Genomic DNA, 13,300 nt, shown 5'->3' with positions numbered 1-13,300 from the left:
ACTCTCTTTCAAACAATGTTTTTCGTGGGCCTGTTGGAACAGGCCCGCAGCTTGGTCAAATCGGTTATTGATTGAGCTGATCGATCAACTCGTCATACCTTGGACTATTGAGGAAATTTTCCACCGAGATGTGCCTTGCGTTTGGAAGCTTCGCCTTTGCACGCTCGGTCAAGTCTTTATGTGTGATAACGATATCTGCATCATCCGGCAGATTGTTAATCGAAGTATTAGAAACCTCAATATCAAGTCCGGCTTTTTTCACCTTATTTCTCAAAATGGAAGCGCCCATTGCACTTGAGCCCATGCCGGCATCACAAGCAAAAATGATTTTGCTGACATCTTCCGCTTTGATTTGCGCTTCTTCCGCTTGTTCTTGTTCAGCCGACGTCAGAGCGGAAACGGCTTGGCTTTTCTTCCCTTTCATTTGCTGCATTTTTTCAGCAGCCGCTGTTAAATCATCTTCTTCGGCAGCTTTTGACGTCCTGAGAATGAGGGCCGCCACAATGAATGAAACAGCTGCTGCAACAAGAACGCCCAAGATAATGCCGATGTGGTCTCCTTTCGGCGTCATTGCCAGAATCGCAATGATGCTTCCTGGTGAAGGAACAGCGGCGAGTCCTGCGTTAAAAATGGAGAACGTCAGCACACCGCTTGCCCCCCCGGCAATCGCCGCTAAGATTAAAAGCGGCTTCATCAAAATGTAAGGGAAATAGATTTCGTGAATTCCACCGAGAAAATGAATAATTGCTGCCCCTGGGGCGGTTTGCTTCGATGTACCTCTGCCGAAGATCATGTAGGCCAAGAGAATGCCCAGTCCAGGTCCCGGATTCGCTTCAAGCAGGAATAAAATCGACTTTCCCGTTTGTGCGGCCTGTTCAATTCCAATCGGGCTTAAAATTCCGTGGTTGATCGCATTATTCAGAAACAGAACTTTTGCCGGTTCGACAAAGATGCTCGCCAGCGGAAGCAAATTGGCATTTACGATCACTTCAACCCCGGCTGCCAGTGTTTTATTCAAGCCGAGTACAACCGGACCGATCGCGAAAAACGCGAGGACGGTCAGAATAAATCCGAGGATTCCGGCCGTAAAGTTGTTAATGAGCATTTCAAAGCCTGAGCGAACCTTATCCTTAAAGAGCTTGTCTACCTGTTTGATCAAATAGCCGCCAAACGGTCCCATGATCATGGCGCCCAGAAACATCGGGATGTCTGCTCCGACAATGACCCCGATTGCCGCCGTTGCCCCGACGACGCCGCCGCGGTGATCGTACACCATCTTACCGCCGGTATAGGCGATCAAAAGCGGAAGCAAATACTTGATCATCGGGTCCACCAATGTAGCCAGCGCCTCGTTTGGCATCCAGCCTGACGGGATAAATAACGCGGTAATGATTCCCCAGGCGATAAATGCGCCGATATTCGGCATGATCATGCCGCTTAAATGGCTCCCGAACCGCTGAATTTTCACCTTTACATCTGATTGTTGTTTGTCTTGCATTGCATAACCCTCCTTTATTGTCCTTTCGATTGCATATAAAAAATAATGTCGAATAATGTCGGCCTTACCTTTATGTTAAAACGCTTACACCCCTTGTCTCAATTGAAAGAAAGCGCTGTTTTGTCATAGGCGGTGTGACAAAATTTAAGAGACTGATTTTCCAGTATGTCAGCAGATGCCGCTCTTCATTCCCCGAAGCCGCTTATGAAGGCATAAAAAAAAGACCTTCATAATCAGAAGGTCTTTCTTTCATCAGCTTTTTACCGGTTCATAGCCGGAAGCTCTCAGTTTTTCCGCTATGGCTTCATATCCCCTGCAGTTCGGATGAACGTTGTCAAAGGATAAATATTCTTCCTCATGTCCTTTAAACACCGAATACGTGTCAACCACCTTGATGTGCGGAGCTGACTCCAACTGCCTTAAATGACTGTTAAAGCTCAAGATCCATTTTTCCGCCAATTCGATTTCAGGAAAAGGATTATATAAATTGAGCAGCCGGACAAAATAGCGTGGATTCTCTTCTCCTTTGATGTCTTTAATCTTTTTCAGCATGGCTGAATAGTTTTCCTGACAGTGTGAGGAAGCTTCCAAAAATACATGTTCATCCTTTTCCTGTTCATAATCATCAAGAGATTGAAGCAGATCGTTCCCGCAGCCCGTTATCGTGATGGCCTCCGCCTTTTCGAGTTGGTCTCTGATGAAAGGCTGGTCAAGCATACTGAGGATTTCGGCCGTTTTAAGACCCGATTTAGCGAACACCGCCAATGAAACATGCTGTTTGATGTCTGCTTCCATCTTCCTTTTATAGCGCAGAACAAATCCCGGTTCAAAAAGACCGGCGCCGACCCCGACGGTTAAGGAGTCGCCGAGAGCCGTATAATGAAGTGCCATATCCTCTCCCCCTCTGAAATTGCCGTTTCACTCGCGCATACGATATATGTACTCGCCAGAGGGGGAAAAGGATACTGCTTTTTCTTTTAAAAACCTAATTTCCGGGAAATGTCAAGCGCTGCCTGTTTTACTCTCTCTGTCAAATAGGGGAGCCGGTCTTTCTGAAAGCGGGCTTCAAATCCGGCGATGCTGATGCCGGCTGCGACTTGGCGCTTATGGTTGAATATCGGCGCGGCGACGGCGGACGTATAGTCTTCAAGCTCCGAATGGCTGACAGTGACGCCGTTTTGATATGATTCATCCAGCACACGGGCAAGCTCGTTCTTATCGCGGATCGTTCCCGAGGCGATCGGCACCAGTTCTGTTTTTCCGATATACTCCTCCCGCTCCTCCCGCGGGAGAAATGTCAAAATGCTTCTCGCACAGGCACCGGCGTATAATGGGGACCGCCTGCCAATCGCGGTGTAAAGGCGGACCGTTTGCGTGCCTTCGATTTTTTCTATATACATGGCCTCATTTCCGTCTTTGACGATTAAATGGACGGCTTCATCCACGTCATCGCGCAGCTGTTCCATAATGGGCAAGGCGATCTTCCGGATATCAAGCCTGTCAGAGACCAGCTGGCCGTACTGTAAAAACAGGAGCCCCAAAGCATACATCCCGTTTTCATCCCGATCCAGAAATCCCATGTCTTCAAGAGAGCACACCATCCGATAAACAGACGTTTTCGGCATGCCTGTAAGCTCAATCATGTCATTGAGCGACAGCTTGTCTCTCGTCAAAAACAGATTGAGCAGGGCCATTGCTTTGACAACCGTTTTATTCTTGCTTTCCAATCCCTTCCCCTCCTGATACACATCATACCATGGATTCAAGCTTAATTCTGGCTGCAAGTTCAACGATTTTTGTCTCTCTTTCAATGAATAGCCTTTCCGCTTCATATACAGAAACAGGCTGAAATTGCACCTGCTCTCCCGGCATCATCTGGGTGACGGCAGATCGATCGGCAGAGATGATATGAGCGATGCGCGGATAGCCGCCGGCCGTCTGCCTGTCTGCGAGAAGAATAATCGGATTGCCGTCGGGAGGCACTTGGACAGTCCCGAAAGTTACGGCTTCAGAAATCATTTCTAGCGGGCTCTTTAGTTCAAGCGGTTCCCCTTGCAGACGGTACCCCATCCGATCGGATTTTGCCGTCACACGGAATGCATCGGCAAAAAGCCGTTCCTGTGAAGCCTCTGTAAAATGATGGTACTGGCCGCCTTTGATGACGCGAATTACCGGATTTTTCTTCAGCGGAAGGAAATAATGGCGATTGACAGCCCAGTTCGGCGCCGCAAAACCGCAGGCTGTCATTTTTGTTTTCAGCCTGTCTTTCATATTTTCCGATAAAGGCGTGCTCTCTCCGAAGGTTAAACGGTTTCCCTTTTCCAGGGGCCTTCCCTGGTGGCCGCCGATTCCCGCTCTTACATACGTACTTTTGCTGTTCATGACAGACGGAACGTCAATTCCACCGGCGATTGCCATATAAGCGCGGCTGCCCCGCTTGCACATTCCGAAATTCAAAACGCTTCCTTCTTTGATCAAGATCGGCCGCCACAGCGGCACTTCCTCATCATCAATCATCAGTGAAAAATCCGCTCCCGTAACCGCTATCAGCGCTGTTTCGGCAAAACGGAGAGACGGGCCGGGGCCCATCAGCGTCACTTCAAGAGCCGCTTCATCCCCGCTGTTTCCGACAAGGAGATTGGCAAGGCGCAATGAATCCGTATCCATTGCGCCGCCTACGATGACGCCGTATTTTTGAAATCCGGTTCGCCCGAGATCCTGGACGGTCGTCAGAAGCCCCGGCTTCAACACTTCTATGCTCACGATTCTCCCTCCTTTAATCTGTCATACTCTTCTTCTGTCACGCGGACAAACGTTACGATATCCCCCGCCTTAAGCAGGCTCGGTGGCTGTTGGTAAGGCCGGAATAAATCAAGGGGCGTGTTGCCGATCAGCTGCCAGCCGCCAGGTGTTGATAACGGATAGACGCCTGTCTGCTTGCCTGCGATGCCGACAGAACCGGCCGGAATAGACGTTCGCGGCGAAGACCGGCGCGGAGCCGCTATTTTTTCAGACATTCCGCCTAAGTAAGGAAATCCCGGCGCAAAGCCGATCATATATACAAGGTATTCCCCCGATGTATGAATCTCAATGACCTCTTCAGGCGTCAGGCCATTGATTCGGGCAACTTCCTCCAGATCGGGGCCGAAGCTGCCTCCGTAGCACACGGGAATTTCTACTGTTCGTTTCGCGGTTTCTTCTTCAGCAGTCATCTCTTTGAGGCTTTTCTTCATGAAGGCTTTTACCTTTTCATAAGGAGAGTTACATGCGGAGCCTTTCATTTGTTCATGAACTTTTAATGGGTGGTAAAAAACTGTCAAGCTCGTGAAGGCCGGCACACATTCGATAAAACCGGGAAACGGATGGTTTTCAATATGCTTGGTCAGCGCACCGATCAGGCGGTGCGTCCGCTCATTGATTTCCGTTCCAAGCTGAATGAGGACCGCCGAATCTCCAAGCGGTGTTATCTTTGCATCAAATAGATTGTTCAATTCTACATCACCTTGCCTTTCATCCCCCAAAAATCAAAAATCAATACAGAAGCACTGCCCCGTATTGATTTGAAATCGATTATAAAACGCCAAACTGTTCATCACGCACGTCCGTGATCAGCATATGCCCCGGCGCATGCGTAATGACCAGCTCCGGCTTGACATGCATCGCGACAGCCTGAGGCGTGACACCGCATGCCCAAAATACCGGAACCTCCCCTTTATGAATCGTAACCGCATCGCCGAAGTCGGGTTTTGCAATGTCTTGAATACCGATGGCTTCGGGATGTCCGATATGAACCGGCCCGCCGTGGACGGCCGGAAACCTTGATGTGACCTGGACGGCGCGCACCGTCTGCTCTTCCGGAACCGGTCTCATGCTGACGACCATCGGACCTTGAAAACGGCCGGCCTTTACACAAGGAATATTGGTTTGATACATCGGGACATTCCGGTTCTCTTCAATGTGTCTGACAGGAATTCCGTTGTTTAATAACGCTTGCTCAAATGTAAAGCTGCAGCCGATCAAAAACCCGACCATATCATCCTCCCATAAAGAGGTGATATCGGTCACTTCATCGGCCAGCTCCCCCCTGCGATACACGCGGTATTTTGGGAAGTCAGTCCGAATATCAGCGCCAGGCGCTACAATCGATGGAACGGGAGATCCCGGTTCCGTTACGTCAAGTATCGGACACGGCTTTTGATTTCGCTGGCAAAACAGAAGAAATTCAAAAGCCAGCTCCTTTTTTAAAATAACCAAATTTGCCTGGGTGTAGCCTCCGGCCATGCCGGCAGTCGGCCCTGAAAGCTCGCCGCTCCGAATCAAGCCGCGGACTTCTTCAGGCCGCATCGCATTCAAGTTTTGCATATTTGATCATCCCCATAATTTAGGAATTTCATTGATCAGCGTATAGCCGCCCATTATCGCCATGACTATGACGACGGCAATTCCCGGAACGGTAAGCCAGATCGGATGTCTGTAATCACCGACGATGTTCTTTTTATAAGCACCGATTAGAAGTGCGCCCAGAGCGATCGGCAAAATCAAACCGTTTAAGGCGCCGGCAAGCACAAGCAGGTTGACCGGTTTTCCAATGGTTACAAAGCAAAGCGTGGAAATCACGATAAATGCGATAATAATGCCCCGCGAATTTTTTTCGATTTTAGGAGAAAATGTTTTGAAAAAGGATACGGATGTATAGGCCGCACCGACGACAGATGTAACGGCTGCCGCCCACATGACGATTCCGAACATTTTAAAGCCGATATTTCCGGCAGCCAGCTGAAAAACTGAAGCAGGAGGGTTGTCCGGATTAATATGCAAACCCTTTGATACAACGCCAAGAACGGCCAAAAACAGGGCAATTCTCATAACGGATGTAATGAGGATACCGGAAACAGAGCTTTTCGTCACTTGAGAAATCGCGTCTTTTCCTTTGACTCCGGCATCAAGCAGACGGTGCCCTCCGGCAAATGTAATATAGCCGCCGACAGTTCCGCCGACGAGCGTCACAATCGCAAGGATGTCGATTTTTTCAGGCATGACCGATCTAGCCAGCGCTTCTCCCGCAGGCGGATTCGTCGTAATCGCCACATAAACGGTCAGCAGAATCATGACGGCTCCCGCAATAAGGGTGAAGCGGTCCATCGCTTTTCCGGCTTCTTTAATGGCAAAAATCAAAATCGCAATGACGGCGCTGATCAACGCACCCGTCTGAGGAGTCACGCCAAATAAAACCTGCAATCCCAGTCCGGCGCCGCCGATGTTTCCGATGTTGAAAGCAAGTCCGCCCAACACGACGAGGGCTGCGACAAAATAGCCAAGTCCCGGAAAGACGAGGTTGGCGATTTCCTGCCCCCGTTTTTCAGAAACAGCAATGATTCTCCAAACATTGGTTTGAGCGATAATATCTAAAATAATGGAAACTAAAATGACAAACCCGAAGCTTGCGGCCAGGTTTTGCGTAAATACTGTCGTTTGGGTCAAAAATCCGGGTCCGATGGCTGATGTGGCCATTAAAAAAGCCGCACCCAATAATAACGTCCAGTTGCTTGAAGTTGTTTTTGTTTTTTTGTTTTGCTTCAAATGGCATTCCTCCTTTTGACTGTATCATGTTGAAAAAGCTTGTATGTTGATGTCTGCCTGTTCGAGTTCTTTGCGGATCTTTTTCGCAAATTGGAGGGCATGTGCGCCGTCTCCGTGAATGCATATCGTATCAGCCTTGAGAGTGACATCCGTCCCCTGGCGGCTGCGGACTTTCCCTTCTTTGACCATTCGGATGACCTGGCGGACGGCCTCATCATCATCTTGAATCAGCGCATCAGCCTGTGTACGGGATGTCAATGTTCCGTCTTCCTGGTAAGTACGGTCGGCAAACACTTCATGGGCCGTTTTCAGACCGAGTTTTTCTCCGGCGCGGACGAGTTCGCTCCCCGCCAGACCGAACAGGATCAGCTCTGGATCGATATCGTAAACCGCTTGAGCGATCGCATCCGATAACTCCCTGTTTTTTGCCGCCATATTGTAAAGCGCTCCATGAGGCTTAACATGCTGCATGGCAATACCTTCTGCTTTTAAAAAACCGGAAAGGGCGCCAATTTGGTAAACAACGAGATCATATGCTTCCTCAGCCGTGATCGCCATATTGCGCCGGCCGAATCCGGCTAAATCCGGAAGCCCGGGATGAGCCCCGATTTGAACCCCTTTTTCCGCTGCCATAGCGACGGTTTTCCTCATGACGCTCGGATCGCCTGCATGAAACCCGCAGGCAATATTGGCTGATGTAACAAATGCCAGAATATCTTCATCCAACCCTATTCGATAGGCGCCGAAGCTTTCTCCAAGATCACAGTTCAGATCAACAAGATTCATCGAATCCCCCCTATTGATTCGTGCACGATTCGTCGAATTTTAGTACTTTCCCCTTTTTGTTCCGATTATCGGAACATTAATTCCGAATAATCAAACTTAAGGTTGATTATAACAGGGATTTGTTGTCTTGGCATCAGTTTGTTAGAAAAGCTCACATAAAATAAATCGATTTGACTAAACATCATCCTGCCTAAAAGACCGTTTTTTCCCGCATTCCCATGGATGTTTGCTTATTTTATCTCGAATTCAATTTTTTTATATGTTGATTGTACCCATAAAAAAAAGAGCCGCTTTTCGGCCCTTTTTCATATCACGCCAGCACCCAATGCCTGATCGCTTTGGCGACGCCATTTTCATTATTTGTATCTGTAATCCAGTCCGCCGTTTCTTTGACGATGTCCTGGCCGTTCCCCATTGCAACGCCGAGCCCCGCTTCCTTGATCATGGCGATATCATTCAAGCTGTCGCCGACTGCCATGACATTCTCCATCGTAAAGCCGAGACGCTCGGATACTTTCGCCAAAGCCGCCGCCTTATTGATGCCGATCGCATTGACTTCGATGTTGGTCGGGCTGGAATTGGTGACTTCCAGTTCTTTGTTCTTTTTCAGCGCCTCCAGTACAAGGCTTCTTACGTCATCATCGGGTATATCAAACCCGAATTTCAGCCATTCATACGAATGGATATCTTCGGGAAATTCGCCTCTCCATACTTTATCAACGCTCGCCGCCCAAAAATCGGTGTTATGCAGATTCCGTAACTCCCACATCATTTTCACATGATCCGGATGAAGGAGCTGTCGTTCGACCAGCTGAAATGAGGAATCCCAGATTTCACTGCCGTTTGCGGTAATCAGAAAAGAAGACAGTTCCAGGGATTCCGCGAATTCCCTGCACGTCATCAGCGTCCGGCCGGTACTGAGCACGACATAAACCCCTTTTGCCTCGGCTTCTTTTATCGCTTTCCGATTTTCTTCCGAAATGGTCTGTTCATCATTCAATAACGTCCCGTCCATATCCAGTGCAACAAGTTTCACATCTTTTTGATTGATTGCCACGATATAAGATACCTCCACTTTTTTTAGGCTCCTTATATTCTAATATAAAAACCGGCCAGGACAAAGAAACCAGGATAAAAGGCGGTATGATTTATGCTTCAGCTTTCGGATCTGAGTCCCTCCGTTTTTCGTGTTGAAAGCCGAACAACACGAGAGCAACTGCAACAATCGCCAAGCCAATTGCTACGCCCGCCGGGCCGAGAAGCTTCACTGCATTCCCCAAAACAATGCCCGCCGCCGCAAAATCGGTATCGGAAAACGTCGTATTCGCAAAGCCAAAATCGCCAAGAACCGGCAGCAAAGCGACAGGGAGAAATGTAATGATCAATCCGTTGGCAAAGGAACCAAGGGCGGCTCCCCGAATGCCGCCGCACGCGTTTCCAAACACGCCGGCAGAGGCTCCGATAAAGAAATGAGGAACCACTCCGGGAAGAATGACGATAGAGCCGGAAGCGCCAAGGATGAACATGCCGGTGATTCCTCCCAAAAAACTGCAAAAAAATCCGATCAAAACGGCGTTTGGCGCATATGGAAAAATAATCGGGCAATCAAGCGCCGGCTTAGAATCAGGGACAAGTTTGTCTGATATTCCTTTGAAGGCCGGAACAATTTCGGCAAGCACCAGCCTTACGCCTGAAAGAATGATAAACACGCCGGCCGCAAATGTGACCGCCTGTATCAGTGAGAAGACAAGGTAATGCGTCCCAGCGCTCAGCTCGCTCTCTACATAAGCCCGGCCGGCAAAAAAAGCGATCAATACATATAAAACAGTCATCGTAAGCGCAATGCTGACAGAGCTGTCCCTTAGAAACCCCAGGCCTTTTGGAAAACGGATATCTTCGGTTGAACGCGAGCCTTTCCCGGCCGCTTTTCCGATCAAGCCCGATATCGCGCAGCCGATCGCAGAAAAATGACCGAAAGCGACTTTGTCATTGCCGGTTATGTTTCTCATAAAAGGCTGTACGAAGGCAGGAAAGATGCCCATCATCAGGCCGAGGGCGATCGAGCCGGCGACGACCAGCAGCGGGCCTTTCAGTCCTGCCGCGATAAGAATGACGGCTATCAGACAAGCCATGTATAAGGTGTGGTGCCCTGTTAAAAAAATATAGGTAAAGCTTGTGAAACGGGCGATCAGGATGTTGGACAGCATACCGAAAAACATAATCAGGGCGATCGCCGTTCCGTATTCTTTGAGCGCCATCGCGACAATCGCTTCATTATTCGGAACAACGCCGTTTACATGAAAAGCCGCCTGAAACATTTTTCCAAACGGTTCCAGTGAATCGACAAGAATACCGGCGCCTGCAGAAATGACGATAAAACCCAAAAATGATTTCGTCGTTCCTTTTACAACTTCATTGGCGGGCTTTTTCTGCAGAATAAGGCCAATCAGAGAAATTACCGCTATTAGAACGGCAGGCTGACTCAGCATATCTATTATCAGCTTTAATGATCTTTCCCCCATCTGTTTTACAACACTCCCTTATCCTGCAATGTTCTCAACAATTTTGTCTTCAGTTCATCCAAATCAATGATACTGTCAAGCACGACGACTTCCCCCAAGTGGGAAGCTCCTTCTGCAATATCTTTTGCAACGACAAACAGATCAGCCTGATCTCGGGATGCTGAACTCAAATCAGAATGGCTTACGTCAATGCCGGCTACTCCGAGCTCCGTTAACAAATCGCGAATATTCATTTCCAGCATAAAGCTGCTTCCAAGTCCTGATCCGCAGACCGCCATGATTTTCATGATTTCCCCTCCCGTTTTAGTTGGTTGAATAGGCTTTTATTACACTCCTGACCTGTGCCAACGACTCGGTTTCTTTTAACAGTTCCTGATTGTCTTTTTTGCTAAGAAGGCGCGTTAATTGAGAAAGCGCCTTCAAATGAGTGGTATGGTCAATGGCCGCGATACAAAATAAAAGCTTTACAGGATATTGTTCATTATTCAAGAAATAGACGGGTTCTTTCAGTTTCAGCAGACTCATCCCCACATGATTCACCCCCATTTCAGGCCGCGCGTGGGGGATGGCAATCTCCGGGCCGATGATCATGTAAGGGCCCAGTGTTTTGACATTGTCGATCATGGCGTCTATGTAATGTTCCTTAATCAGTTCCTGATCAAGCAAAGGTTTTGCGGCCAGTCTAATCGCTTCCTCCCAGCTTTCGGTTCGTTCGGCCATTTGAATGGTTTTCTCTGTCAACAGCTCGTTCAGCACTGGTCGTTTCCCCCTTGATTCCGTCACTTTTTCAAAAAACGCAATCTGTTTCAATGATTCTCTCAGGCCTTTTTCATCGATGATATGCACGTATTTTTTCAGAAGCTGGAGAAACTCGTCTGTCAGTATCTCCCTCTGTTTGACCCCAAAAAGATGCCGATAGACTTCATTGACAAGCCTGCTCTTTTCGGCGGGCGTCATCAGCGGCCCCGCCATGTAATAGCGCCTTTCCGTTTTCAGCTCAATGGTTGAAAACACCGCATCATACTGGTCAAAGAGCTCTGGTGTGAATTCTTGCAACGACAGCGTCTTTTCTACACATATTTCAGAAAACAAAGATTCAAGCTGATGTTTGACCATTAGCGAGGAACTGACACCGCTCGGACAAATGACGACAGCCGTCTTTTTGAATGATTTCATCTGTGATGGTTCCTCAAGCATGGCCCAGAAGTGGATCGTAATAAAGCCGATTTCTTCTTCCGGTATCAGAATGTTCAACAAAGATTCAAACGGCTGCATAAGCTTTTGTACGATCGTATACAGTTCTTTATGCTCTTTCTTTATTTTGGTTAATAGAGGGTTGTGGATCGGAATGCGGTATTTCATCCTGAAATACGCCGGCTTCATGTGGCGGTACAGGGATTCAGCCACTTCATCCCGTCTTGAGAAGGTGACACAGGCTCTGGATTCAAAATTGAGAACAAGCTGCTCGCACAGCTGGAAAAGAGGATCATCTGCCGAATGGCTTCCAAAAGAAAGGCCCAAAAGCTGGATCATGACATAGCACAGTTCAGTTTCATGTTTTGGCATGTGCAGCTCATCCATAAGCTTTTCCGCCGCATGTTTCAGCGGATTTTGTTTGAAAGCCTCCATTTCTTTCTGATGAAATCGGACAATCTTGCCCTCAGCCACTCTCCGGGAATACAGGATAAGAAAGTGGATAAATTCATTCAGCCTTTCTTCAACGAACTGAAGATTGCATTCTTTGGAGATGCGTTCAACCGCTTTTTCCGCATCTTTACCGCAGCAGTCGGCACCGGACGTTTTGAAAATATACTGAAGCATTTCCCGTCCGTACGGCTTTTGTAAAAAAGAAGATAAATAATGCATGACAGGAACCCTTTTATCAAATTCGCTTCCTATTAAGTGATACCCCTGCTGTCTTGTATAATGAACAGATACTAAAAATGGGCGAAGCGCTTCATTCGCTTTTTTCACATCATTCATCACCGTGTTTTTGCTGACCTGCAACAGCTGGGTTAAATGAACGGATGAAATGGGCTCCCGCCTGATAAAAAGGAAGATATACAAAGCTTGGACCCGTTCTTCCTGAGTGAAAATAAAGAAGCGGTTACCCGCTGTTCCGGTTGAATTCCTTGTCAATTGAAGCACTTCTTCCGGAATGACCAGCCTGTTCTTTCTTTTATAATCGATTTCAGGCAGCTCATTCCTCGCCAGCCAGTGATTGATTTTTTCCAAATCGTAATAGATTTGGCGTTTTGTTAATTGAAAATGATCGATCAGTTGATAGATCGTAGCTTCTTTCACACGAACTAAATATTGGAGTAGATGAGCTGGACGTTTTTCTGTGATCATCTATATGTCCTCCTTGCTGTCATCTTACAATAAAATGTTTTGATTCCGTTTGCTGTTTGAGTACAAATAACGGGACTTCGGATCTACAAAATTGTGTTGAAATCAAAGCAGCCAGGCTGAAACCATTTCAGCTATGAAAAGCAAACCGGGAAACATCATCGTGATATAAGATTGATTCAAGGTATAAGCCGGATGATTCATCCAGCCTTTTATAACAATATGTATTCATATGTTCATGTTGATTGTCAGATAAAATCGCGAGGCATGTAAAAAGGGCGCCAAAATGTTGATTTGGCGCCCCTTCCAGCCCTAAAACCATGTCGATCTAGACATTTCGTTTTCTTCTAAAATACCAAAGACCTGTCCCGGCTAATAGCAGCACGAGACCTGCAAGAAGCAGATTAAACGTATCTGTTGCCGTATTCGGCAGCTCATTTCCTCCATCTGTCTTCTGATCTGTAGGCTTTTCTGGTTTGTTTGGTTTATTTGGTTCGCTTGGTTTTTCAGGATCAGGATCCTTCGGTTCTACGGTGATGCTTGTTCCCGGCTTATCAGGAGTTTT

13 protein-coding genes are annotated in these 13,300 nt (G+C 47.7%); all 13 read right to left on the bottom strand.

Annotated elements, in window-relative coordinates:
* Window positions 1-64: 64 nt before the first annotated feature.
* Window positions 65-1,498, bottom strand: coding sequence for a PTS mannitol transporter subunit IIBC (locus BTR1S_RS19985; protein ID WP_029418958.1), 1,434 nt, complete (start codon window positions 1,496-1,498; stop codon window positions 65-67).
* Window positions 1,499-1,750: 252 nt separating this feature from the next.
* Window positions 1,751-2,389: a GDSL-type esterase/lipase family protein gene (locus tag BTR1S_RS19980; RefSeq protein WP_006638727.1), complete on the bottom strand. Its 639-nt coding sequence runs from the start codon at window positions 2,387-2,389 to the stop codon at window positions 1,751-1,753.
* An 86-nt stretch (window positions 2,390-2,475) separates the two neighbouring features.
* The gene (locus tag BTR1S_RS19975) at window positions 2,476-3,225 is read right to left on the bottom strand and encodes an IclR family transcriptional regulator (RefSeq protein WP_029418957.1); all 750 of its coding nucleotides are present in this window, start codon (window positions 3,223-3,225) and stop codon (window positions 2,476-2,478) included.
* A 22-nt stretch (window positions 3,226-3,247) separates the two neighbouring features.
* Complete coding sequence (locus tag BTR1S_RS19970; RefSeq protein WP_029418956.1) at window positions 3,248-4,261, bottom strand: 5-oxoprolinase subunit C family protein; 1,014 nt, start codon at window positions 4,259-4,261, stop codon at window positions 3,248-3,250.
* Window positions 4,258-4,989, bottom strand: a complete 732-nt coding sequence (gene pxpB, locus BTR1S_RS19965; protein WP_006638724.1) for a 5-oxoprolinase subunit PxpB — start codon at window positions 4,987-4,989, stop codon at window positions 4,258-4,260. Before pxpB ends, BTR1S_RS19970 begins: the two co-directional genes overlap by 4 nt.
* A 79-nt stretch (window positions 4,990-5,068) precedes the next feature.
* Window positions 5,069-5,860, bottom strand: a complete 792-nt coding sequence (locus BTR1S_RS19960; RefSeq protein WP_029418955.1) for a putative hydro-lyase — start codon at window positions 5,858-5,860, stop codon at window positions 5,069-5,071.
* A gap of 6 nt (window positions 5,861-5,866) precedes the next feature.
* Entirely contained in the window at window positions 5,867-7,078 is a 1,212-nt protein-coding gene (locus tag BTR1S_RS19955; protein ID WP_006638722.1) for an NRAMP family divalent metal transporter, read from the bottom strand.
* Window positions 7,079-7,102: 24 nt separating this feature from the next.
* The gene (gene pxpA / locus BTR1S_RS19950; protein WP_006638721.1) at window positions 7,103-7,864 is read right to left on the bottom strand and encodes a 5-oxoprolinase subunit PpxA; all 762 of its coding nucleotides are present in this window, start codon (window positions 7,862-7,864) and stop codon (window positions 7,103-7,105) included.
* 310 nt (window positions 7,865-8,174) lie between these two features.
* Window positions 8,175-8,924 carry a Cof-type HAD-IIB family hydrolase gene (locus tag BTR1S_RS19945; RefSeq protein WP_373870240.1) on the bottom strand — a complete coding sequence of 250 codons (750 nt, stop codon included), beginning with the start codon at window positions 8,922-8,924 and terminating at the stop codon, window positions 8,175-8,177.
* An 88-nt stretch (window positions 8,925-9,012) separates the two neighbouring features.
* Window positions 9,013-10,386 (bottom strand): PTS ascorbate transporter subunit IIC, encoded by a 1,374-nt coding sequence (gene ulaA / locus BTR1S_RS19940; RefSeq protein ID WP_029418953.1) that lies wholly within the window; start codon window positions 10,384-10,386, stop codon window positions 9,013-9,015.
* 5 nt (window positions 10,387-10,391) lie between these two features.
* A complete protein-coding gene (locus BTR1S_RS19935) occupies window positions 10,392-10,673 on the bottom strand; it encodes a PTS sugar transporter subunit IIB (RefSeq protein ID WP_006638718.1) in 282 nt (93 codons plus the stop codon).
* Window positions 10,674-10,689: 16 nt separating this feature from the next.
* Window positions 10,690-12,738 carry a BglG family transcription antiterminator gene (locus BTR1S_RS19930; protein WP_029418952.1) on the bottom strand — a complete coding sequence of 683 codons (2,049 nt, stop codon included), beginning with the start codon at window positions 12,736-12,738 and terminating at the stop codon, window positions 10,690-10,692.
* 325 nt (window positions 12,739-13,063) lie between these two features.
* A partial coding sequence (locus BTR1S_RS19920; RefSeq protein WP_156483224.1) for an LPxTATN C-terminal sorting signal domain occupies window positions 13,064-13,300 on the bottom strand: 237 nt, incomplete at its 5' end.

It is taken from the genome of Bacillus sonorensis NBRC 101234 = KCTC 13918, from assembly GCF_001592005.1.
In the GTDB taxonomy this organism is placed as follows: domain Bacteria; phylum Bacillota; class Bacilli; order Bacillales; family Bacillaceae; genus Bacillus; species Bacillus sonorensis.
This window is presented reverse-complemented; position numbering and strand designations above follow the sequence as displayed.

Excerpts from the sequence above, each read along its gene's own strand:
- BTR1S_RS19935 (WP_006638718.1), bottom strand. The coding sequence starts at position 10,673 with ATGAAAATCATGGCGGTCTGCGGATCAGGACTTGGAAGCAGCTTTATG.
- BTR1S_RS19980 (WP_006638727.1), bottom strand. The coding sequence starts at position 2,389 with ATGGCACTTCATTATACGGCTCTCGGCGACTCCTTAACCGTCGGGGTC.
- pxpA (WP_006638721.1), bottom strand. The coding sequence starts at position 7,864 with ATGAATCTTGTTGATCTGAACTGTGATCTTGGAGAAAGCTTCGGCGCC.
- ulaA (WP_029418953.1), bottom strand. The coding sequence starts at position 10,386 with ATGGGGGAAAGATCATTAAAGCTGATAATAGATATGCTGAGTCAGCCT.
- BTR1S_RS19930 (WP_029418952.1), bottom strand. The coding sequence starts at position 12,738 with ATGATCACAGAAAAACGTCCAGCTCATCTACTCCAATATTTAGTTCGT.
- BTR1S_RS19960 (WP_029418955.1), bottom strand. The coding sequence starts at position 5,860 with ATGCAAAACTTGAATGCGATGCGGCCTGAAGAAGTCCGCGGCTTGATT.
- BTR1S_RS19985 (WP_029418958.1), bottom strand. The coding sequence starts at position 1,498 with ATGCAAGACAAACAACAATCAGATGTAAAGGTGAAAATTCAGCGGTTC.